Consider the following 24,633-nt stretch of genomic DNA (forward strand, 5'->3'; position numbering starts at 1 on the left):
GGCTTCCTTTCTAACTTATTGCGATTGCTGGTAAAGATCGGCATACAGCCCTTGCTTTTCAATGAGTTGTTCGTGTGTTCCTTCTTCCTTTATTTCACCGGCATCCATAACAACAATCCTATCGGCGTGCCGAACCGTGGAGAGACGATGAGCGACAATAATGACGGTTTTGTTCGCACAAATGCTTTTTAAGTTGTGTTGCAGTTTTTTCTCGGATTCGTAATCCAGCGCACTGGTTGCCTCATCCAAAATTAGGATCTTCGGCTCGTTGACAATCGCTCTGGCGATTGCGATGCGCTGTCGCTGCCCACCTGAAAGGTTGCTTCCACGTTCCTCTAACCTGGTTTGGTAGCCTTCCGGCATTTGGCTGATAAAGTCGTGCGCACCCGCTAGGTTGGCCGCATATTTTATTTGCTCGAAGGTGAGATGAGGGTTCGCGAAGCTAATGTTTTTATAGATAGTGTCACTGAACAGCACGTTTTCTTGAAGCACCACACCAAGGTGTTTTCTTAAAGAATGAGCGTTGATTGAGTTTAGAGGGTTACTGTCAATGCTAATGGTGCCGGAATTCGGCTCATAGAGACCTTGTATCAGTTTGGCTAGAGTGCTTTTTCCAGAGCCTGAACGACCAACCAGACCAATGATTTCCCCAGGTTTAACAGACAAGTTGATATTGTTTAAGGAATAAGGGTGTCCAGGTTTGTATTGAAAACTTAGCTTGCTAATGTCCAGCCGGCCTTCTACGTCTGCCAACCAGTGTTTTTGTGTTTGAAGAGTATCGCTGGGGTGATTGAGAATATCCCCGAGTCGACGTACAGAAACCCGCATTTGTTGAAGTTCTTGCCAAAGTTGAGAAAGGCGGATCATTGGCGCACTGAAGGCAGCAGCAAGCATGTTAAATGCGACAAGCTGACCAATAGAAAGATCGGATTGCATCACAGCTTTCGCACCAAAAAAGAGGACAAATAAGGTGATCAACTTCGAAATCAGATTCACTGATTCAACACCAATGTTGACCCACCATGTTACGTCGAACCTCGAACGCACATAGGCAGCTAAAATACCTTGCCATTGGTATCGCATTTGGGGCTCAACTGCCATGGCTCTTAATGTTTCCACACCAGCAACGGTTTCAACCAAGAATCCATTGCTTTGAGCGCTGGTTTCAAATTGTTTCCCGTACAATTTGAACAGTTTGGGAAGAATTAAAAAGCAAACAGCGAGATACAATGGGATAGAGAGCCCAACGATTCCAGCCAGCGTTTGGCTATAGAGAAACATCACCACGAGCAAGAATGCGGAGAGCATAAGGTCAATCAACGCAGTGAAAGTGGCACCGTTAAGGAATATCCGGATGCGCTCTACCTCATTCATTCTAGCGGTGATTTGCCCAACCGAGCGCTCGGAAAAGAACCGATAAGGGAGATCCATCAACTTATCAAACAGCTTTGCCCCCAGCTCTGCGTCGATACGAGATGTTGTGTGAGCAAGCAAGTAACGTTTGACGAGTTCTAAAATGGTCTCCATGCAAAGTACAAGTCCAACTCCTAACGTGAGCATGACCAGCGTTGACATACTTTGGTGCACGACGACTTTATCGATGACCGTCTGAATAAATAGAGGGATCACCAAAATGCAAATTTGAAGTACTAAGGCGGTTAACAGAATCTGGCTGATTGAGTGACGAAACCGCAGAAAAGCTTGAACAAACCAAGCCCCTCCAAAGGTTTCTTTTTCCGCTAAATGTTCGTCCATGCGCAGAAACGTGATCACAGTGCCAGCTGCGAGATTCTTAAAGGTGTGAATATCAATAGAAAGCGGTTTGCGATCATCTCCCAATATTTCGACGTGAGCGCTGTCTGCACTCAGAAGAATGTACCAGTTACCTGCTTTATCCTGTACAAGAGCCGGACAAGGAAGACTATTGGTCGCATTGAAATCGATTTTCTGAGTTTGGGTGTCTAACCCTAATTTTTTGGCAACCACGCGAATAGCATGACTGTCAGCACTTTCAAGAGGGTATTCGTGGGAGATCGCGTTGGCATCAACAGGTTTATTGTGATACTGCGCGATCCACGCCAAGCTTTGGTAAGCCCTTTCTTTTACTTCAAGTACACTCATACATCCGATACCAGTAGACTTTGTATTTCATCAACCAAAATTGAACAGGATTGTTGCCAATCTTTTGCGGCTTCACGAGCCTCAATGCGCATTTGTTCTCTTAGCAGTTGGTCACTTTTTAAGGTGAGAATGGCAATTTGAAGCGCTTCAGGGTTAGTTAGATCAAACTGATAACCTTGAATCGAGTGATCGAATTGCTCCGCGTTTCCTCCTTTGTTCGTAGTGATGACCGGTAGCCCACAAGACATGGCTTCCGCGACGGTCAGACCAAATGCCTCAAAGTCACAAGCCGTTACGAAGACATCAGCGTTTTGGTAGGCGGCTAGAAGAGCTTCTCCGTGCAGCTCACCATGGACGTTCACGTAATCAGGTGCATGTTCCTCCAATTGTTGATATAGCGGACCCTCTCCAACGAAGTGCCAAGCAATATCCGTATGACCTTGCGCATTGAGCTGAATCGCAGTTTCAAACAAGAGTTCGACGTTCTTCTCTTGTGCGATTCTTCCCACATAAAGAACATTCAAGACCGAGCGAGTACGTTCAGTTGGACGCGGGCAATAAAAAGCTTTATCCACGCCTAAGAATGGCACCACCTTGGCTTTACGCGATAACTCGTATCGATCAAACACGTATTGAGTAGGAATAAAGGTGCTGTCGTAATCGTCATAGATATCCCGTTTTACGGCTTCGGCTTGTAACGCTGAGATCTGCATTCCGTAACTTCGATATAAATCCGGAAGGCAACCATGACAAACCGCCACCGTTTTTTGTATCGAAGTAAGGTGTTTTAGCATCGCCAAGCGAAAACCGGAAACCATGAACAACATCATTGGTTCATCCACTATGAACACATCAAATTCTTGCTCGGCCAGAATGGCGTCGACGACTTTGAGACCATCGTGATTGGCAAACCATGAGTCGTCGTTTTCGGTTCGCTCAGCGACAGGGACAGTGACGATCTCGACCCCTGCCTCTTTTAGCGATTGGACTTGAGAGCAACTTGAAAGCTCTGGGTAATCTGGCATAACCAGTGTGACGGATTCATTGTTCTCTCTTAGGTAGTGGCAGCGGTAGTCCACACAGCGGCTTACACCATTGGTTTCAGGGTAGTAGAACAACGTATAAATCAAATACTTCATGGTAAAATCTCGGAGTTTGAATTAGTTAAATGGGATGGCTCAAGTGACCGCTGCGCTTGATTGATGAGTTGGGCGGTGTGCTCAGCATGACGGGGAGAGAGCATATTGAAATGATCGCCTTGGCTTTCGTGTAAACGGAATCTATCAGCAGCCTGTTGCCAAAGGCGACACACCGTCGCGGGCGCGGTTGCTGTAATATAATCAATCTGATGAGCGCAGCTGGTGTCTGGCGAAAAGCAGTACGACGCTTGTTTCTGGTAGACCAACCAAAGCAGCTCTATTTGTGCCAGCTGCTCCGAATCTGTGTCGCAGTGCTCTAGTAAAAATGCCAACAGTTGTTCCGTCGATGAAATGTCCTGTTCCGTAGGTTTGGCTTTGAGTGGTATCTGAGATTCAATGGCTTGGATAAACTGATCCGCTAATGCATTGATAGAGCCGACGTGACCAGTGAGGGGGTAGCTATCGAGTAACGTAATGTCGCATTGGACGTTAAACCTTGACTGCCAGATTTCTTGACACAAGTACGCGACGCAACCGCCAAGTGAATGCCCGACAAAGACTGGCTTGGTCACATTTGGCATCTTAGCAAGAGTATCCACGAGACTTTCAGCCAGTGCTCGAACCGTGGGTGCATCGGGATCGAGGAGGTGGAAACCAATGATATGTTCCGCGTCGAGGTGTGGAATCAAATGGAAAAATGCATTTCCTAGCCCACCAATTCCAGGGAGAAGAACCATAGGCTGTACAGACGTGTTGGCTTTGATGGTAAAAGGTTGCACGCCTTGTATTAGATAGTCAAAAACAGGCTTTTCTGCGAAGGATTCTGAGCTGCTTTCCAAACTTCGTACGACACCTTCTGGCGTTGGAGATAGAAAGAACTGATGAATTTCGATGTTTTCTCCTAGCGCTTTTTTGAGCTTACCAATGAGTTTGATAGACAATAATGAATGCCCGCCAGCCTCGAAAAAGTTTGTGTCGCCTTTGATGTCGTCTTGCCCTAATACTTTTGCGAAAACGCGCTGGCTGACAGCCAGCTTTTCAGGGCATACATACATTAAAGCGGGAGACTCATGCGAGGGGGCATCCGATTGAATTGCTGTATTCATGGCAAAATCGGTAGAAGACGGTTCCGAGTGGTGTTTTCCAATCGCCGAGCTTGGGTTTTGGAGTAAATCACTCACAAATTGTTCAAAATCGCTTGCCCACGTAATAATGGTTTGATCGTCAAACAGAACTGAGTTGTATTCCCACGACATCGTGAGCTGGTCAGAGTCTTCATAGACAGCGACAGCAAGGTCAAATTTTACCTGACCTTGTTGCCCAGTGCTTTGCATCGGTTTGATGGATAAGCCATCGAAGTGAACGTCTGGAAACTCATTGTTTTGCAAAACGAACATGATTTGGAAGATAGGGGAATGTGAAAGAGATCGAGTAGGAGCCAGCTCGTTCACCAACGCTTGAAACGGTAGTGATTGATGTGGGTAGCTATCTAGCAAACTAAAGTGATTTCGCTGTAACAGCGAATGGAAATTTTCACTGGTGTCCCATTGTGAGCGCAGAGCAATCGTATTGGCAAAATACCCCACAACATTGTCTAACTCATCACTTTTTCGATTCGCTACAGGTGTTCCAATCACCACATCCTGCTGCCTAGAAAGTTCCCCGATAAACACCGAGAACGCTGTATATAATGTTACAAATGGAGTGGTTTCTTGCTTCAAGCTGAAAGAATTGACCTGATCACGAATAGATCGATAGTCATGCCAATAGGTCTTTCCTTCAATGGGTAAAACATCGGGTCTAGGGTGCGCTGTTGGCAAAGCGTGTATTTTGGGAGCGCCCAGTAAGTGTTTACGCCAAAAACGCAGGGCTTTGGCGGCGTCTTCTGAATTGTGGGTTTGTTCTCGTTTTGCTACGTGCCCGCAATGCAGCCCCGTTTGGTGTGTATTCACATCCAATAACTTAGTATGGTCAGTAGAGTAGAGCTCGCCCAAATCACCAAACAAAACATTAACAGACCAGCCATCGGCGATGATGTGATGCAACCTGATTGCGAGGAAATGAAGGTCGTCAGCGCAGTGAACCAGGATGACTTGGAAAAGCGCGTCTTTGCTCAGTGATAATGGTTTCTTCAGTAGGCTCTCTGACAACTCACTTAGCTTGTCTTGTTGTTCGTGTGGGCTAAACGCGCTGATATCAAAAGTTTGAAGCTTTGTGTTGCCTTTCAACGCGATTTTTTGCCACACGTTTTCACTGTCATCCAATTCGAAGTTTGTTCGAAGAGCGGGATGCTTTTGCTGCAGTAAATCTAGACTACGTTGAAGTTGGTCCTCGCAAATCTGACCTTCAAGCTCGTAGATCCACGTCATACTGTACTGATTAGAAGAACCCTGAAGGTGTTCAAGGAACCAAAGCTGTTGTTGGTTGTAGGTTAGCGGGTAATATTCGGCACCTCCCCGAATAAATTCTGGTGATTGCGCATCCTGCTGGGGTGGAGTGGCTGTGATCCTATTTTGAGATAGCCCTTTCACCATCGCTCGAATCGTTGGTGCGTTAAAGAACGCCGCGTAATCTGGTGTTATTCCATACTTTTTGTACACTTGGCTAAATAGCTTCGTCAGTTTTAACGAATGCCCGCCTAGCTCAAAGAAATTGTCTTCTGGTTCTATATGGCTGCAGTTCAGCACTGCTTTCCAAAGCTCTGCGACTTCCGCTTCCTGCTCTGTTACGGGCATGATTGAATCGGCATGTGCTGGTAAGAGAATGGGGGGCGGCATGGTTTCGTGGTCGAATTTATCTGCGACTGCGTGGGTTGGTGATATGTTGTTTTTTTGAGCGCCGCTGTGTGGCGTGCAGTGTTGCTGTACGGTTTCTTGCTGTGCCCAGTCTGCGGTTTGCACCCACTCATCCAGCTCGTCATTATCTGAAATAAGTGTTGATAAGTTCTGCTGCGAGTTATGCCCAATACCAGACAGTAATTGAGTGAATTGGTGAGCCAACCTTTGAATAGTCTGGGTATGAAATAGCGCTGTATTAAACTCCCACTGACATTCGTAGGAGCCATCGTTTTTCGGAATCACCGAGAGGTAGAGGTCGAATTTAGCTGACTGGCTGAACCTCGTTAGATCGCAAGGAGTAACGGTTATGTCGCCATAAGAAAAGGTGCCGTGGTCGTTGTTTTGAAAGACCAACATGATTTGTGATAGAGGTGCATAACTTGCACTTCGAGTCTGGCACAGTTTCTCCATTAATAAATCAATGGGAACATGTTGGTGTGAAAAACACTCAGCAATATCATCTCGCTGAGATTGCAACAGCTCCGAGAACGTAGGATTGCCTGACCACTGGCACCTGAGTAGCATGGTATGAACAAAGAAACCGACGACTTGTTCAAACTCTTCTTTGGGTCGATTAGCTACAGCAGTACTGATTACTATGTCTTTCTGAGAACTGATCAAACCTAAGAATGCGCTTAATGCAGTGTGAATGATCATAAACGGGGTTGACTTGGTTTGAAAACCAAGCTGATTCAGGTTGTTTACGATAGTGCTCGGAATGTGAACACGATAGGTTAACCCGACGTCCGGTAATACTTCGGGTCGTTGATGATCCAATGGAATATTGTGCACGGCGGGAATGCCATGAAGATAATTGTGCCAGTATTCTATAGAAGGCTGAAAATGACCTTCATTCAGTGCGGTGTTTTGCCATTGTGTGAAGTCCGCGTATTCGCAAGAGCTGGATAAGTTTGGTAAAGAAGTCTGATGTGAAAGGGCGGAATAAAAAGTATCGATATCCTTGATGAGTAACCCAATCGACCACCCGTCGCAAGCAATGTGATGCAAAGACAAAGCAAACGTAATTTGGTCCTTGTGCTCTTTAATGATGGTGGCGGAGATCATTGAGCTCGCGTCCAGTGGGATGGACTTCGTTGCACACTCTTTTAATATCTGCTCGTATTGCGCTTGTTTGTCTGGGCTCGGCAGTTCAGTAAGATCAAATTCACTCGTAAGTACCCCTTGAGGAGCGTGGACTTTTAGCCTTGGGTTTCCATCGGTTTCATCGATACTTGTACGTAGGCTTTGATGCTTTATTAACAGTAAGTTGAGTGCTTGTTTTAAAATACTGAGGTTGAGATCCCCAGACATTCTCCATGCGAAGTGCAGCATCCATGAATTTCCAGCATGGCTTTTTTCTAAAAACCAAAGACGTTTTTGGTTCAGAGAAAGCTCAGTAGGATCTGCAGGAGTGCGGCGCATCGACGGAAAATTGGGTTCGCTATTATCAGACAGTTCTGCTTCTTTAAACCGTTCTATTTCTTTGAATAACGCTTTCGTTATGCTCCTGAGCGTTGGCTGGCGAATAAACGCACCAAAATCGGGTTTGATACCATACTTTTTCTGTATTTGGCTGAAGAGCTTTGTCAGCGATAACGAATGCCCGCCCAGTTCAAAGAAGCTGTCTTCGGGCTTCAAGTGTTTGCAGCCAAGCACTGCTTTCCAAAGCTCGGCTACTTCCGCTTCTTGTTCTGTCATCGGTTGAATTGAACGAGCATGCGTCGAAAGAGATGTGGGTGTTGGCAGAGCTTTGTGATCAGTTTTCCCATTGGTAGTGAGCGGCATTTTATCCAGCAGGGCCCAATGAGTCGGCTGCATGTGCTCAGGGAGTTGAGCGCGTATTTGAGTGGCACATTCATTCAATAGCGTAGGCGAAGAAGAAGAGCTGACCACCCATGCGCTCAGTAATTCGCCGCGTAAGCCTACTACCGCTTCAACCACAGCTGGGTGTTGGTTGACGATAGCTTCAATCTCACTAGGCTCCACTCGATAGCCTCGGTATTTGATTTGATTGTCTAACCGACCGAGATAGACCAATTGCCCTTCACTGTTCCAACGAACACTATCACCCGTGCGGTAACAAAGAGTGGGTTGCTCATTGTGATGATGCTGTACAAAAACCTTTTCGGTTTGCTCAGGGAGGTTAAGGTAACCTTGAGCCACAGTAGGACCACTGATCCAAAGCTCACCGGCTTCACCAGGGAGAGAGGGGTGAGCACTATCATCCATGACCCAAGCCGACACTTCTGCAATAGGTCGCCCAATAGGCACTTGAGCACAGTGTGGGTTTTCGTGGGTGACGTCCATCACCGTCGCAATCACGGTGGTTTCTGTAGGCCCATATGTGTTAAGCAACTGGATATGCCCTTGGTCTTGCTGCTGCCAATGGGCTAGTCTGGCAGGTTGCATGGCTTCCCCCCCCATAATACAGAGTCTCAAAGTGCGCTGAAGCTGTCCTGTCAGCGCGGTATCGAGTTCGTCACAGAGAACATGCCAGAGGGCGGTTGGTAAAGAAACCACAGTAATGTGATGGCGTTGAATGAATTGCGCAAACGCATCCAAGCTGGTGAGCATTGCCTCATCTCGATAAACCAGATGCGCGCCGAAACAGAGAGACATCATGTGTTCTTCCACACTGGCATCAAAGCCAATGGAGGTAATTTGCGCCACCGCATCGTGAGGCTTAATGTCGTAGTGTTGTTGCGCTGCCAGACAGTAATGTAGCAAATTACCATGGCTCACGGTCACGCCCTTAGGGCGACCAGTAGAGCCAGACGTATAGATGACATAAGCGGTGTCGTTTTGAGAGACGGTGACATCCGGTTGTGAAAGGGGCAATGAATCCCAGTCGAGCGCCTCGATAGAAAGATATGGGTACGACCACGCTTGGTGATTGGTTTGACTGTCAATGACTAAGCCTACGGATGCATCTTCAAGCATAAAGCTCATGCGTTGCAATGGGTAGCTAGGATCAATGGGGACGTAATGTGCGCCTGCCTTCATTGTTGCCAGAATAGCGAGAGCCATGTGATGACCACGAGGTAAACAGATTGCCACTGCCGAGCCCGCTTGAACGCCTTGTTCGTTTAGCCAATGGGCGAGTTGGTTGGCTTTCTGATCGAGTTGGCGATAGGTGAGTGTTATGTCGGCGTCGGTAACGGCATGGCGATGAGGGTGCTGTTTACACTGCTTTTCAAAGAGTTGTAACACAGTTTGGGAAGCGTGGGAGCAAGGTAGATTTTCACCTGTTTGCCACTTCACGATATCGAGCTTGTTACTTGGAAGGGTTAGTTCGTTTTTGATGGACAGATTCGGGTGTTTGATAAACGCTGAAACCATTGATTCAAACTGAGTACAGAGATACGTTATGGACGATTCTGAGTGCACATCTGTACGGTATTTCCACGTGAAATGCCTTTCTTCATCGTCTAGCCAGGTGTCAATGTAGAGATCGAACGGCATAGAAAGGGCTGGAAGTGGTTCGGGCGATGTAGCAAGGTCTTCAAACGGGAGTTCTCCTTTTTCAATGGAAACAAACATGGTTTGAAAGAGCGGATGAGCATCTGTTTTTCTTTCTACGTGCATCGCCTCTAGAAGCGAACTGAAATCAAGATGAAGGTGTCCCCAATCTTGAATGAAATCCCCTTGATTCTTTATGAGTAGTTCTTCTAACGTTTCTTTACTATCGAGGTCGTGCCTCATGATAAGAGTGTTAGTGAAGAATCCAACAACATGCTCAAACTCTGGTGTCGATGGTCTATCCGACACCGTGGTTCCAATAGCGACGTCGCGCTGGTGTTGTGTGTTGCCTATGACGAGACCAAGAAGGGTTGAGAGGCAAACAAAAGGGGTGACACCCAGTGCTTTACACTGTTTTGTCAATTCCATATTTAATGCGGGGGAGAGGGCGGTCCGATTTTTCGCAATTGGTGTGAGCTCAGTTCTTCGCTCTGATCCAAAAATCGGTGGCTGGATCTCCAGCCCTTTTAGCCTATCAAGCCAGTACTCCATCGAAGGGATAAACGATTTCTTTTTGTTGGCTAATTGTTGGGCGTAATTGCAATAGCTGGCCTCAATAGAAGTAAGAGAAGGAGCAACTTTGTTTACAGCGGCATCATAAAAATTGGAAAGGTCACGTGCGATGATGCTCATAGAAGACCCATCGGAGGCAATATGGTTTACCACAATCAGCAGTACATGTGAGGAGCTATCAATTTTAAACAGCGTGGCTCTGAACATGAGATCTTTGTCCAAATCGAAGGGGTATTTCATGCCCTTTTCTATTTGGCTTGGCAATGTTTCCTCAGTGGCAGGTATCGCATTTAAGGTAATAGTAGACGGGGTTTGTGCTACCTGTTGATATACGTTGTCACCTTCAGCATGATAGGTTGTACGCAGCGATGCATGCCTCAATATAAGCTGGTTTAAAGCGCATTCTAATGACGCAACACAAAGCTGCCCTTTGAAGCGAAATGCTTCGCAAATGTGGTAATCCTCTATTGAGTCAAGCTGAGCCATTGTCCACATTCTTTCCTGTGCCAACGTCAACGGTGCTTGGTTTAAATCTGGGTTGACTTGAGCTGACTTCTTGGGTGCGAGTATCGCTTTTTTGAGCTTTTCATATAACGCGTCTAAGGTGTCGCCTGATATCACCCAAGCAACGGGTATTGAGATCCCCACTCTTTTGCTCAAGCCAGAGGCAAAACTACTGGCAGATAAAGAATCGCCACCCGCAGAGAAGAAGTTTGTTGTCTCAAGGTTAGGAAGCGTTTCGCTAAAACTGGATTGCCACTGTGCCGCAAGGGCATCCAGTAACGTATTTTCAGACTTGGGTTCTTCACTATGATTTGAAGTGGGTAGGGTGCGTGTAGGTGTAGACGCCTTGTATTTACCTTGTTGCCTAACTTGGTTATAGGGTTTTCTGTCTAAACGATAAGGTGGTACGGATACAATTTGATACTCTGAGTGAGGGAATAGATTGTCAGCTTCCAATTCATGCCCGCGAGCCCAGCACTTCCCGAGGGTGGACAAGATACAAACGTAATCCGACATTGAGCTGTGCTTGTTCCCAAGTGTTTGAATCGTTTTAACATCAACATCTTCCGAGTAATGTTCTTGAATACAGCTAGCTAACCCGCCGGACGGACCTATCTCGACAAAAGTGACGTTGTTCGCCTCTTGGATAATGTTATTTACCCCCTGAGAAAACAACACAGGGTCTGTAATGTGGCTAGACCAATATTGGGCGTCGAATTGTGTATTATGTTCTATCTTCCCTGTTACGTTTAACGCGATAGGCATCATCGACGAAGTAGGTTCGTGGCTGCCGTATTCGGAGCCCATATTTTCTTCACAGTATTTTTGCACCTTTAGAGCTACGGTATGCATTGAAGGGGTATGAAAGGCGTGCTCTGTTGCTATGCGTTTAAACGTTAGATCGTTTTGCTCCAAGTAACTTAAAAGATCACGTTCGTGCTCGTCATCGACGCCGATGACTTTTCGACTAGGGCTATTGTGCAATGCCCAAAATGCTCCTGCGGGTAGTAGCAAGTTTAGCTCGGTTGTCTCCACTGCGAACATGTGACCTTTTGGTGCTGTTCCCATGAGCAGACCCCTTTCGATAACAAAGGCAAAGGCATCGTCTAGGTTGATTGCACCGCCAAGCGTCGCTGCAACGATCTCGCCTAAGCTGTGACCTATCATGTAGTCTGGCTGTAGACCTAGATCCATCAAGTAATTTGCAAGCGACCATTGAACCGAAAACAGCAATGGCTGAGTGTCTTCGGTTGTTGTCAAAGGCGTGCGTTCATCGAACAGTTTGTGTTTGGCGTTGTGAAACCCATGGTTTTCCAAACGTTCAAAGCATTGGTCTAAGTAGCGGCGATAGGCTGGCAGGGTTTGATAGAGATCTTGGCTCATGCCTCGATATTGGCTGCCCTGTCCGGGGAAAACGAAAACAAGTTGGGCACCTAATGCGGGTGTAGCGCAGTATTCTGCGTGTACTTTCCCCTTTTTACTGTCTCGAATACAAAATAGGCGCTTATTGAGATTGGGTTTTCGATGGAAAAGCGTGTAGGCAGTATCTGCTAAATCTTGGAGAGGGACGGCAGTTAAATCGCTTGCCATGAATTGAGCGGACGATTCTGATTTGGCAGAGTTGACCAGCAAGTAATAGGGCAACTCTGAACGAATAGGTTTGTGGAGCTCGGGAGCAGAACTTAGTATGACATGAGCGTTTGTTCCCCCTATTCCAAAAGAGCTTACGCCCGCATAGCACGTGTTTTGTTTCGGCAATTCGATAGGCGAGCGATTTACTTCGAGAAGAGAGCGAGAATCTAAGCTTTTTATTGCTTTTGATTTTTTCTCAAAACTTGGATGTCCCGGCAGCATGCGGTGATACAGCGATAAAGCTGCCTTAATAAAACCTGTTACACCTGCAGCAATATCTAAGTGCCCAATGTTTGCTTTCACTGCACCTAGGTAGAGCGGGGTATTTCTACTTTCATGGACTTTTAGGATGGCGCTGATTTCTAATGGATCGCCTAGCTTAGTGCCTGTGCCGTGAGTCTCGATGAAATGAATATCTTCAGGTGTAACATCAGAGATCTCCAACGCTTGCCGTATGACTTGCTCTTGCCCTGTTACACTTGGAGCGGTATATCCTACTTTGGCGTTGCCGTCGTTATTAATGGCTGAGCCTTTTACCATTGCATATATCCGATCTCCAGCTTCGATCGCATCGCTGGCTTTTTTCAAGGTGACGAAAGCAGCACCCTCTCCCCAAATCGTGCCTTCCGCTGTGTGATCAAATGGTCGACATTGTCCATCTGGCGACAGCACCATGCCATTCTGATATTCGTAACCCACATAGTTAGGAATAAGATGCACTCCGCCAGCCACGGCCATTTCACATTCGTCTGCAAGAAGTGCTTGGCATGCCATGTGTATTGAAACTAGTGACGTCGAGCAAGCCGTATTTACTGTAATGGCGGGTCCGGTTAGCCCGAGTTGATAAGCGATTCGCGTAGCGAAGAAATCTCGATAGGTGACCGTATTGAGCTCATACTGTGCCGCGAGATTTTCATCTATGTGATGGCGGGCTTTTTGAATCCATTCGTGATTCAACCCTGCACCCATGAATAAACCAATAATATGATCTTTTACTTTTGAAGCGTAACCTGCGTCTTCAATAGACAGCCAAGTTTGCTCGAAGGATAGCCTGAGTTGTGGGTCGAAAAGTTGAGCGTCTCTTTCTCTTATGCCAAAAAAGTGTGCATCGAACGTATCTCGACCATCCAATACGCCTCCAGTCCAAATACGCGCATCGTCCGATTTGCTTAAGACACGTTCGTCGGAGCGAAGCTCTCGCACTCCTACTTGCCCTTGATTTAGGTTCTGCCAGAATTGTTCTTTGTCTTTTGCGCTAGGGAATTGCCCCGCAATGCCAATAACGGCAATATCAAATTCACTGACTTGGCTCATGATTAAGATTCTTCCTTGATACGTTGCGTTCTTCTGCTGGTTGGACGGCGCTTACTTTTCACCGGTACGGTGGAGGTTGAATGGGTTGGTGATACGTTCCGTTGGTCGGAGATGACTTTTTTCATCGTTTCGAGTGTTGGGTTTTCAAACACAAATGTGTCACTCAGCGTGCATCCCAGTTCACTTTCGATTTGCTTCTGAAGCATGAGTGCTTTGTACGAATTGCCTCCAGCATCAAAGAAGTTCATGTGTGGGTCGGAGAGATGACCAAGAATGGTTTCCCAACAACGTTCAACGAGAGAGGTATCCGCATTCTTCGAGGAGTTGACCTTTTGCGTAGGGTGTTTTGGCATCGCTTTATACAGGTTGATCAGCGCGTTTCGATCTGTTTTACCACTGGTGTTGCTTGGCCAATCCCAAACGCGGATAAACTCTTTGGGGATCATGTGGTTGGGAAGAGAAGACTCAAGGTGCTTCTTAAACTCGTCGTCAAATGAATGATTCGAAATGAAGCCGATCAATTGTTTGTTTTGATTTTTGGTTACTACTAACACGGCTGCGCGGCTGACTTTGGAGTGCGAGAGGATCACATTTTCTATTTCACCCAGTTCAATTCGGTATCCATCTATCTTGCATTGGTTGTCTTTTCTACCGATAAAGTCAAAGTTGCCGTCGTCTCTTAAACGTACAATGTCGCCAGTCCGATAGCATCGCTCCCCGCGTTGATTAACAAAAAACGCTTCTTTCGTTTTCTCTCGTTGTTTGAAGTAGTCTTCCGCCAGCGTCTTTCCAGATAAGATAAGTTCACCGAGGGCGTGAGGTGGAAGAAGTCTTTGGTGCTCGTCATAAACGTAGGCTTGACAGCCATCGAGTAGGCCGCCTATTGGTGTTATAGGATCCGTACATGAGAGCGTTTCGATTTCATGGAGCATAACCCAAACGGTTGATTCCGTGGGACCATAGGCATTCCAGCATTTCATCCCGGCATTCTGAAGTGATTTTATAAGCTCTTGAGGTACCGCTTCACCACCGATAATGGCGACGGAATTTGGAGAAGGGGTCCAGTCGGTTTCCAGTAGCATTAACCAAGCAGTGGGCGTGGCCTGAATATGCGTCGGAGAGTGTAGATTTAAAAGTTTCGCTAGTTGCCGAGCTGAGCTTTGCGTTTTCTCCTTTAATAATAATGTTTTAGCACCAACAAAGATTGGGGCAAACATTTCCAGTATAGAAATATCAAAACTGGCTGAGGCAAGAGACGGGATGATACAAGTATTGTCTAAAGAGAGCTTTTTACACACGGCATTGAGAAAATGGTCACGAGCCGTATTTGAGATCGAGACGCCTTTGGGTTGCCCCGTCGAACCTGAAGTAAACAAAATATAAGCACGGTATGTGCCTCGATATCGGTCCGACTCGTTGCGTGTGTTTTGTTCAAAAAACTGAGAATAGTGATAGGTAGATTCGGCGCTACTAGGGCATGGTTCACTGTCCGTCACTATGACAGTGGGGTCTAGTTGTTCAAATATGAAACTGGCTCGAACGGCAGGTTGATCCAATGAAACAGGGGTATAACTTGCCCCCAACCAATTTGTTGCCAGCATTAATACCAGCATTTCGTAATTTCGGCTGAAATACAATGCAACGCGGCTGTTAGTTGTGATACCGAGTGATTGTAGATTCGATGCGACCACCCTAATATCTTGGGATAATTTTTGATAACTATAAGAATGCCCATTGCAATCTATTACCGCCGTCTTGTTAGGCGTTTTATCAGAGTGATAATCAATCTTATCGAATAAATTTGAATGAGGTTCTATGGTTTTTTTTAATTGAGAGTACTTTCTGATTTCATCCTTAGAAAGGATAGGGATGTCACGAATAGTTGTACTTTCATCTGATGATGATAAATACGTTAATATGGATAGAAATCGATGAGTTAAAGTATCGGATTCGACATGATTGAAATAGTCTTTATTTATTTTTATGTCAATAACTGGAGGTTCTTGTCGATTGTTTTTTCTATAATAGATGGAGACCGGAGACAATTCATTTTGATTACATAGACCATATATTTTTCCATTTGAGTCCCCGTAGTTACAATAAAAAGGCATTGTCTCAAATGAAAATAATACGTCATAGAATTGGTTTTGTTGATTTGTTTTGAATGCCAATTCTCTAATTAAGTTAGCGAGTGGATACCTTTGGTGTTTATAGCTCTTTTTTGAATGTTCTTTTAGTTTTTTTAGAGCATCCTTAATACTATCGCTAGGCTGAACTTGACTTTTGACCAAAGATAACCCTGCGAAATGCGCAATTTCATTTTTTGACTTAGCATCAGTCCTTCGGTGTGTAGGGATCCCAAAGGTAATCCCTTTCCGACCTAAACTATCCGAAAAACAGAGTTGAATTGCCAACATAAGATAAAACTGAATATTACTTTCGGATTTACTTTCTAGTTTTTCCCACAGCTCTCTAGAGAGTTTACACTGCTTTCTTTGTGTAGGGTTTAATGATGGTAATCTATTGTTTGGACGTAAGAAATCAAGAGGTTTACGAACGAAATCTTTCCAGTAGACTTCGTCTTTTCTACGGCGTTCTGAATTCCAGTACCGAGATACTTTGCACTCCACATCATCGCTAGCTACCTTTTTAAAAGGGGACTCAATACCATTGTATTGTTCATTGACGCGTTGGTGAAAAAGGTTAAACCCCTTACCATCCATTATAATATGATGCCAAGCGTGAATAAGGAAAAAGCGGTCGAACGAGCAACTCAAAACCCTTAATCTATAAAGTGGGGGAGACTGCAATTCGAAGGGGGTTAATATAATTTCATTCGAAATACGCTCTACTTCTTTTTTTAAATCTGATTCTGATAATTGACTTAAATCAAAAGTTTCAATATCCCAATAATTCTCGTTGATCAATCTTTCTTTATAGGTTCCACTCGAATCTTCAATGAAACGATATGAAAATGCTTCTTCCTCAGAAATAATAGATGATACTGACTCAAGGTATCTTTCTACATCAAGATCTCCTTTTATTTCCTCTCGTGCACCTAAGTTATACCTAGGGCTGGTGGGAATATTATGGTGTGCATCAAATATTTCTTTTTCTTCAATTCTCAAGGACGAAGTAAGTATGCTCATGAGTGCCTCTAAAGTTTGGTTATCAAATATTTAATAATTTGGTAACTTAAAATTTATGAGTGTTTTATATTTTTTTGGAAGGTAAAATTAATCTATATTAAATTTATTTTGAAGCTCTAAATAAACTTATTTGTTGATGTATTACTTACGTCAAATAATAATGAAACGTGAAATGTAACATTTTATTTTTTAGCGACTGACATTATGTTTTTGAGGTTTGTCCTATACTTAGGTAACCTCAAGGTGCAGGATTCAGAGCCTCATAGTCTGTTTCAGTTTAAGGAAAAAGCGGAGTGGAATGACGAGTCCTTTCCAAGGTCTTTGACGATGAAATGAGACAGAATATGGGCTCCCAAGGGCGAGTTTAACTGGCTTTCATACTGAGTGATCGGTTTTGATTTCCTTCATACCGGTGGTATTGCACTAAGGAAATAGAGCGCTTAAAAACGGTGACGTTTTATCGTTCGTACGAGTTATCAGTATCCAGTATTTGAGAGTTACTCGATCAGAAAGGTAAAACTCAAACGCAGATCCTTAAAGCGCACTTTTCTCAACTCGAACAAGAAGTTCAGACCCTGAGAAACCAGCAAAAAGCCATTGTTGCACTATTGCAGGAACTAGGAATGCTGAAGGAGTACGCAGTGATAAAAGCGCGGTGGGTGCAGATTATGAAAGCCGTAGGGTTCAGTAAAAGTGACATGGTCACGTGATATGGAATGTTTGAAGAAATGGAGCCGAGTAGCATCATAAGTTCTTGCAGTCACTCGGCATTGAAGGTGATGAGTTAACTCGGATTCGCAGCGGCTCGCAAACAGAATCCAGTTCCAAATAACAAAATTACGCCGCATTCATTGGTTTTAAGGACGGGCTAATTAATAAAGGTGCTTCTGTGATCGTTTGGATCGTGTCGACATCCACGTCGCTGGCTATTTCGGTGATGACAATACCTTCAGGGGTTATCTCAAAAACGCCAAGCTCGGTCACAATCAAATTCACCTGATTGACAGCGGTGAGCGGTAATGTGCAGTTTTTGAGTATTTTGGGTTTGCCTTTGGCGGTATGTTCCATTGCTATGATGACTTTCTTGGCCCCGACGACTAAATCCATCGCACCTCCCATACCCGGCACCATTTTCCCCGGCACTATCCAGTTGGCCAGATTGCCTTGTTCGTCCACTTCTAGTGCACCCAAAACGGTGGCATCGACATGACCACCGCGGATAATGGCAAATGAGTCGGCACTATTGAAATAGCATGCGCAGTCTAGCGCTGTAATAGCTTGAGCACCTGCGTTCACCAAATCGGGGTCTATATTGGCTTCGCTTGCCATTTCACCTACACCGAGCAGCCCATTTTCTGCTTGAAACAAAATCTCTATATCATCACTGACTTCGTTTGCCACTAATGTGGGAAGGCCAATGCCTAGGTTAACCACATCACCATCGGCAAATTCTTGAGCGACGCGCTTGGCTATGCGTTGTCGTATTTCGGCTTTGTTCAAATTGGTCATGATAGAGATCCTTGCTGGTAGATGTGGTCGACATATAAGCTTGGGGTGTGGATAGCTTCTGGTTGGATTTCGCCTACATCGACGATCTCTATCGCTTCAACAATCACGGTCTCTGCGGCGGTTGCCATGATAGGGTTAAAGTTCTGGGTGGTTTTGTTGTAGAAGACATTGCCGCGTGCATCGACTTTGGAGCCGCGAATCAGCGCCAAATCGGCTTTAAGTGGCGTCTCTAACAGAAAAGATTCTCCATCGACCTCCACCGTTCTTTTTCCCTCTGCCACTAAGGTGCCTAGCCCAGTTGGGGTTAATACGCCACCCAAACCAGCCCCACCAGCTCTTATCCTTTCAGCTAGAGTGCCCTGAGGAACAAGCTCAACTTCCAGCTCGCCCGAATTCATCTGTGCCCCTGTTTCAGGGTTTAACCCGATGTGGGAAGCGTAGAGCTTTTTTACTCGCTTTTGGGCGATCAGTCGGCTGACACCGTGTTCCGGATAACCAGTGTCGGTGCTGATTAATGTGATGTCTCGAATGTTATTTTCAATCAATAAATCAATCAAACCCTCTGGTGCGCCCGTCGACATAAACCCACCGATCATGATCGTCATGTCATCTTTTAGGAGAGAGGCAACGCCTGATTTCTCTATTTTTTTCTTCATGACCTTTTCGTCTTTCTGCATGATAGCTATGCCCCGATTCGCTTTAAAATGACAGCGGTTCCCATGCCACCACCAATACACAAAGACGCCAAGCCTATATTTGCTTTTGAGCGATTGAGCTCATACACCAATGTAGTCACGACTCGGTTGCCGGATGCTCCAATTGGATGCCCCAGCGCAATTGCGCCTCCGTTGGAATTACTACGTTCAAGAATCCAATCTTTGGAAATGTCGTGCTGCTCACTAAGCTGTTTGATGACGCCCAGAGATTGTGCAGCAAACGCTTCGTTAAGCTCAAAACAGTCAATTTGATTGAGGCTCATATGTGCTTTCTTAAGCGTATTGGCAATGGCATTGACTGGACCAAGCCCCATGATTTCCGGCTCAATGCCTGCTTGACCATATTCAACAAGCTCAGCTAATGGTGTGAGCCCCAATTGCTTAACGGCAGTTTCACTCGCCAGTAATATTGCGGATGCTCCGTCATTGATGCCAGAAGCATTACCAGCGGTGACAGAGCCGGATTTACTAAAGGCAGGGCGCAGTGCTTGCAGTTGTTCCAACGTGCAGTCGCGTTTGGGGAATTCATCTTGCGCAACAACCGTTTCTTTTCGGCGGGTTACTACGGTGATGGGCGCTATTTCTTGATCAAATCTGCCTTCATCTTGGGCGCGAACGGCTTTAAGTTGGCTTTGGAGTGCGTATTGGTCTTGCTCTTCGCGAGAAAGGTTCAGCTTTTCGACAATGTTCTCTGCGGTGATGCCCATAGGGTATTGATGGAACGCATCCGTTAGCCCATCATGCATGATGGTGTCCACCATAGTTTGATTGCCAATTCTGTGCCCACGGCGATTATCACCAGAAACAACAAATCCAGCGTTAGACATGCTTTCCATACCGCAGGTCATGACGACTTGAGCATCGCCTGCTCGAATATGGCTAGCGGCATCGGTCAGGGCTTTCATTCCACTACCACATATCATGTTGAGCGTGTAAGCGGGTACAGACGAAGGTATGCCTGCCTTAATGGAAGCCTGCCTGCCCGGTCCCATTCCACTTCCGGCGGAAAGCACATTGCCGACAATCACTTCATCGATATTCTCGGGGGCAATATTGGATTGCGTGATAGCGGCTTTGATCGCATGAGCACCAAGCTCCACCGCACTGAGTGGCGACAGACCACCGTTGAAATTTCCAATAGGTGTGCGTTTTGCCGCAACGATATAAATGGCTTCCATCTGCTTACTCTTCTTCCTGAATACGTAAATCTCAGTGTACGAAAGAACGGACAGGGGGGGTTATAAGCAGAAATTCAAAGCCACTTTGCATATTTGCAACGTGAGATACAAATGTATGGAGATTCGGGGCAGAATAGCCATTCTTATACTTGAGGAGTACCGTGTTGAAAGGGATTCAAACAACTACAGAACCAAGGAAAACTAAGCTGGGGAAATGCGTTATATGATTTCATTAACCCAATCTCAAGCCCAAAAACTAGCGCTACTTTCTCAAGGGTTACCGCCCAAATCTCCTCAGTCTCACTCCACTTCACATACATTAAAGGTGATTGAGCAGCTTGGTTACATTCAGATAGATACCATTTCAGTGGTTCAGCGAGCCCATCACCATGTTTTATGGAGCCGCAACCCCAATTACCAACCTGATCATCTTGAAAAGCTTGTTGCTGAAAATAAAGTGCAGGAGTACTGGTCGCACGCTGCCTCATTTCTGCCAATGAAGAATTTTCGGTACACCTTGCCTCGTAAATTGGCCATTAAATCTGGCCAGCAAGGGCATTGGTACAAGAAAGATACCAAGCTAATGAACCACGTGATCAAACGTATAGAGGAAGAAGGACCACTGCTCGCCAAAGATTTTGATTCAAAAGGCACCAAAATTAATGGCTGGGGAGCGAAGCCAGCCAAACGTGCATTGGAATACCTGTTTATGCAGGGAGACTTAATGATTCCGGAGCGTCGAGGTTTTCAGAAAGTGTACGACTTAACCGAGCGTGTATTGACGCCGGAAATCGATACCTCTGTGCCGACTTCGCAAGAGCATGCGCATTTTTTAGTTCTTTGCTATTTGAAAGCACATGGGCTTGGAACAATTTCTGAAATGATCTATTTGCTCAAGGATGTGAAAGCCAATGTGACTCAAGCACTCCGTGATTTATGCGATGAAGGCACAATTGTTGAACTTGAAGTTCAAGGGAACGGTTATTGGGCGCTTTCAGAATCTTTACCCTTATTGGATACACGCCTGAATCGTAAACGAGCAAAAATTCTTTCACCGTTTGATAACCTTCTTATTCAAAGAAAGCGAGCCAGTGCATTCTTCAATTTTGATTACTTAATCGAATGTTATGTGCCTGAAGCAAAACGCCAATTTGGCTACTTTTGTTTGCCCATTTTATGGAATGGGGAATTAGTCGCGAGGGCAGATTGTAAGGTGGATAAAGGCACCTCTACGTTGAATGTGATCCATTTATTTATAGAGGCTTCACTGAAAAAGAAATCGGAATTCTTAGAAGCATTAGACCAAGAACTCATGGATTTCAGTGTGTTCAATCAGTGTGAGAAGTATGAAATTCTTAAGACCTCTGAACGTTGATTGTTGTTCGCTTTATGGACATTACTCCAGCAAAAAGGTCTTAAACTGCTTCGCCGCAGGAGACGCTTTATTTTGTGGCTGATAGAACAAGTTGAGGCTCCACAAGCTTGTATCGTATTCGCTTAACAGTTGTATAAGCTGTTGGTTTTCAAGAGCATTTTTCACGATGAAGTCGGGCAGGTAGGCAATTCCAGCCCCTTTTAATGCCCCTTGGAGAAGCAGGTCACTGTCGTTCACTTCCAGTGATTTTGGCACCTTCACAATTAGAGTTTCGTCGTCCTTTTTGAATATCCAATCGTTACTGCCAGTTAAGGTGGTCGCGAATAGACATTGGTGCAAGGTGATGTCGGTAGGAGTCTCTGGTTTACCGTTTTTCGCTAGATATTCTGGCGACGCAACAGCAACAAAGGGTTCAGAAATCAGCTCTCGGCGAACGAGGTGAACGTCTCGGTCTCGATAACCTTGGTAATGTGCGTTGGCGCTGATGATCAAATCGGCTCTGTCGGAATGGTCGAGCGCCCATGGTGTTACCGTAAGATTGAATGTGACTTTAGGGTGAGATTTCATGTAATCAGAAATCTTATCCATCAAAAAATTATTGGCATACGCTGGTGTACAAGCAATGTTAATGTGCCCGTTATTCTCGCTTTGAAAGCCTTCTAACTTTCGGCGTATTTGGTCGCTGCTATCCACTATAGGAGCAAACTCATCAAATAGGGTTTGTCCCGCAGGTGTTGGGGTAAGAAGCCGGTTAGATCGATGGCAAAGCGTCATCCCAAAATGTTGCTCCAACTCTTGCAACCAACGGCTCCCCGCTGAAACGGAAAGCTCAAACTCCCTTGCTGCTGCGGAAATAGATCCGGTTCTAATCACCGAAACAAAAAACGCCATTTTATCGAGCATACCCATCCTTTGTCCGATGTTTCCTCACATATCATATGCATGCTAAAAGAGAAGCGAAATCGTTACAAGGAGTTATATTTTTTGTAAAAATAGCATATATGTAATAGGTTTTATTGCAATTGGTTGATTATTGAGCCATCCGAACTTACTATCTCGCTGTATTCAGCAGTGCTTGATGAATGCTTGGTTAAATGAAATATAAAGGTATTATTATTAATTATTCCTCTTTCCCCACACAGATTGAGAGCTTTCCTGCAAGTTATGAAAAAAGAGACAATGCTCCATTGGTCGTTGCTTCTACAAAGATGAAAATTATTTTTAAAGAAGTCGAAGAGCTAAATGCTTGTTTGGAGGAATTACTAGCATCTGACGAAAGGCTTCTAAGTATTCCTAATTCAGAGGCTATGTATGATTGGCAACAAATGATTGTTATGGGGAATGAAATAAGATTTGGTGTAGTATGGTATAATGAAGAGTTTTTTGAGAATAAAAAGGATATTTATATTGATCCAATGCATTCGAGAATGTTGCAGAAATTTGGTGTTTCTTCCGAAGATTACGAAGTGAATCACTATAAATTGGTTGCTTAAAGTTTTGCTTATATCTAAGGGAAGAAATCCCCTTTTAAAATGAGAAAATAAAAATGGATTTTCCGATTTTTTCAAGATCTTTTTTACTTATACTTTGGGCCCAATGTGTATTTTTTAATACTGACATACTAGTATTTTCAATTGGTATCGAAGTATACCAATTTTATGGAGTCTCGGGATATAGCTTTTTATATCTTCTTATGCTTGTTCCAGGAATGATTTTATCTAAGGTTATAGGAAAAGTAATTGACAAGAAACCGTCATTTTTTATTCTGGTTACATCAATTTTTTCTTTATTAATAATATCTATTGTTTTATATTACATTAATAGCATGTGGGCTTATTATATATTTGCATTTACTAGTTCCATATTGACACAAATAGCATATATATCAACATCTTCTGCTGTGTCTTTAGCTACAGATAGCAATAAATTAGCAAAAGCACAAGGTTTTCAAACAACTATTAAAGGTTTGATGTACCTTGGGACACCTCTGTTGGCTAATACCGTTCTACATTATTATGATTTCAATCTGCTTGTTTTATTGTGTGGATCTATCTATATTTTTCTTATTTTATCATCACTTTTATTTAAAGGTTATTTTAACTACTCATCAAGAATACCGAGTGATAAAAAGGAAGTTTTACCACTAAATAGATTGTTCATGTCTATTCTTCCTCTTCAAATTTCATATGTAATAGTTCTTACTTACTTTAATTCTTATGCTCTAAGTTCAAAAGATATCACTACATCAAACACAGTATTCTCCATGATAGGGATTGGGGGGATTCTAGGAGGAATACTATGTTACAATATTGTTGGATCTTTAAATAAAAATAAATTACTTGCCATATCATTTTTATTGATAATAATTTCTTATTTATCTTCGTTTTTACCTCTCATAATATTTATTGCACCAGTTGCTTTAGGAATCGGTTATAACTTGGCATTTTCACTAATTAGAACCCATGTAAAAGAGGAATATCGAGATAGTATGATAGGCACTGCTTTAGGTGCATTCCAATATTACGTGGGGCTAGGAAGCCTTGTTGGTTATATTATCGCCTCAACATTTCCAATTATTGTGTCTAGCCTTCATATTTCTGTTGCTCTCTTTATTACTTTTTTGCTTTGTATATCCATGTGGCTATATATGTATGATTCTAACAAGAGATGCGAAGTACGCGCTTAAATTAGCTATTTTCGAAAACAATTGATTTACTAAATAGATTTTAAACGAAACCAAAATATCTTGGCTGAGATTGGATTGAAAGTGTGAGTTTGAATGGAAAACCGCCCTGCGGTGCAGGGCTGGCTAGATGCGCTAGTATCAATTAGAAATAGAGTCGCATGTCACTAAAAGTGACTTCTTACCCCCTTGTAAGGTTATGTGAGATCCCATTGAATCTGTTGCACTATCTCTAATAGAGCTTCGGATTCGAGTCGCCTCTTCTCCTTTGACAATGATAGTGTCAAATGCGCTAACGAAAGGTTTAGATACTGAATGTTCAACGATAACCGCACTTGCTAATAGTATTTCAATAGTCGGATCAGAGAATATGGTTACTTTCGCATCTTGATAATTTGGCGTGAGGGACACTGGTTTGGCGACAATCATCTTTCTTTCGTTTTC

11 protein-coding genes are annotated in these 24,633 nt (G+C 44.3%); 3 read left to right on the top strand and 8 right to left on the bottom strand.

The window, feature by feature from the left end; genetic code table 11:
• Positions 1-15 precede the first annotated feature (15 nt).
• The 7 genes from LDO37_RS20765 to LDO37_RS20795 all read right to left on the bottom strand — a co-directional run bounded on the left by LDO37_RS20765 (position 16) and on the right by LDO37_RS20795 (position 20,131).
• Entirely contained in the window at positions 16-2,121 is a 2,106-nt protein-coding gene (locus LDO37_RS20765; RefSeq protein WP_126606474.1) for a peptidase domain-containing ABC transporter, read from the bottom strand.
• Entirely contained in the window at positions 2,118-3,260 is a 1,143-nt protein-coding gene (locus LDO37_RS20770) for a glycosyltransferase family 4 protein (RefSeq protein WP_126606475.1), read from the bottom strand. Before LDO37_RS20770 ends, LDO37_RS20765 begins: the two co-directional genes overlap by 4 nt.
• Positions 3,257-13,579: a non-ribosomal peptide synthetase/type I polyketide synthase gene (locus LDO37_RS20775; RefSeq protein WP_126606476.1), complete on the bottom strand. Its 10,323-nt coding sequence runs from the start codon at positions 13,577-13,579 to the stop codon at positions 3,257-3,259. Before LDO37_RS20775 ends, LDO37_RS20770 begins: the two co-directional genes overlap by 4 nt.
• A gap of 2 nt (positions 13,580-13,581) precedes the next feature.
• Positions 13,582-16,707, bottom strand: coding sequence for an amino acid adenylation domain-containing protein (locus LDO37_RS20780; RefSeq protein ID WP_224056077.1), 3,126 nt, complete (start codon positions 16,705-16,707; stop codon positions 13,582-13,584).
• 858 nt (positions 16,708-17,565) lie between these two features.
• Positions 17,566-18,240, bottom strand: a complete 675-nt coding sequence (locus LDO37_RS20785) for a 3-oxoacid CoA-transferase subunit B (protein ID WP_126610155.1) — start codon at positions 18,238-18,240, stop codon at positions 17,566-17,568.
• Positions 18,234-18,893 carry a CoA transferase subunit A gene (locus tag LDO37_RS20790; RefSeq protein WP_126610156.1) on the bottom strand — a complete coding sequence of 220 codons (660 nt, stop codon included), beginning with the start codon at positions 18,891-18,893 and terminating at the stop codon, positions 18,234-18,236. The genes LDO37_RS20785 and LDO37_RS20790 overlap by 7 nt, the downstream gene beginning before the upstream one ends.
• 26 nt (positions 18,894-18,919) lie before the next feature.
• The gene (locus LDO37_RS20795) at positions 18,920-20,131 is read right to left on the bottom strand and encodes an acetyl-CoA C-acetyltransferase (protein WP_126610157.1); all 1,212 of its coding nucleotides are present in this window, start codon (positions 20,129-20,131) and stop codon (positions 18,920-18,922) included.
• Between the two features lie 223 nt (positions 20,132-20,354).
• Between LDO37_RS20795 and LDO37_RS20800 the strand changes: the two genes are divergently transcribed.
• Positions 20,355-21,506, top strand: a complete 1,152-nt coding sequence (locus LDO37_RS20800) for a winged helix-turn-helix domain-containing protein (RefSeq protein WP_126610158.1) — start codon at positions 20,355-20,357, stop codon at positions 21,504-21,506.
• Between the two features lie 21 nt (positions 21,507-21,527).
• Here the strand turns inward: LDO37_RS20800 and LDO37_RS20805 are convergent, their stop codons facing one another.
• Positions 21,528-22,409: a LysR family transcriptional regulator gene (locus tag LDO37_RS20805; RefSeq protein ID WP_126610159.1), complete on the bottom strand. Its 882-nt coding sequence runs from the start codon at positions 22,407-22,409 to the stop codon at positions 21,528-21,530.
• Between the two features lie 191 nt (positions 22,410-22,600).
• On the opposite strand from LDO37_RS20805, the gene LDO37_RS20810 reads away from it, so the two are divergent.
• Together LDO37_RS20810 and LDO37_RS20815 are read left to right on the top strand one after the other, a co-directional pair.
• Complete coding sequence (locus LDO37_RS20810) at positions 22,601-22,999, top strand: hypothetical protein (RefSeq protein ID WP_126610160.1); 399 nt, start codon at positions 22,601-22,603, stop codon at positions 22,997-22,999.
• Between the two features lie 53 nt (positions 23,000-23,052).
• Positions 23,053-24,192 (top strand): MFS transporter, encoded by a 1,140-nt coding sequence (locus LDO37_RS20815; RefSeq protein WP_126610161.1) that lies wholly within the window; start codon positions 23,053-23,055, stop codon positions 24,190-24,192.
• Positions 24,193-24,633: the final 441 nt, after the last annotated feature.

The sequence above is a fragment of the Vibrio penaeicida genome, from assembly GCF_019977755.1.
In the GTDB taxonomy this organism is placed as follows: Bacteria; Pseudomonadota; Gammaproteobacteria; order Enterobacterales; family Vibrionaceae; genus Vibrio; species Vibrio penaeicida.

Coding starts and splice junctions, on each gene's coding strand:
- LDO37_RS20775 (WP_126606476.1), bottom strand. CDS start 13,579: ATGAGCCAAGTCAGTGAATTTGATATTGCCGTTATTGGCATTGCGGGG.
- LDO37_RS20795 (WP_126610157.1), bottom strand. CDS start 20,131: ATGGAAGCCATTTATATCGTTGCGGCAAAACGCACACCTATTGGAAAT.
- LDO37_RS20765 (WP_126606474.1), bottom strand. CDS start 2,121: ATGAGTGTACTTGAAGTAAAAGAAAGGGCTTACCAAAGCTTGGCGTGG.
- LDO37_RS20770 (WP_126606475.1), bottom strand. CDS start 3,260: ATGAAGTATTTGATTTATACGTTGTTCTACTACCCTGAAACCAATGGT.
- LDO37_RS20815 (WP_126610161.1), top strand. CDS start 23,053: ATGGATTTTCCGATTTTTTCAAGATCTTTTTTACTTATACTTTGGGCC.
- LDO37_RS20810 (WP_126610160.1), top strand. CDS start 22,601: ATGAAATATAAAGGTATTATTATTAATTATTCCTCTTTCCCCACACAG.
- LDO37_RS20790 (WP_126610156.1), bottom strand. CDS start 18,893: ATGAAGAAAAAAATAGAGAAATCAGGCGTTGCCTCTCTCCTAAAAGAT.
- LDO37_RS20800 (WP_126610158.1), top strand. CDS start 20,355: ATGATTTCATTAACCCAATCTCAAGCCCAAAAACTAGCGCTACTTTCT.
- LDO37_RS20805 (WP_126610159.1), bottom strand. CDS start 22,409: ATGCTCGATAAAATGGCGTTTTTTGTTTCGGTGATTAGAACCGGATCT.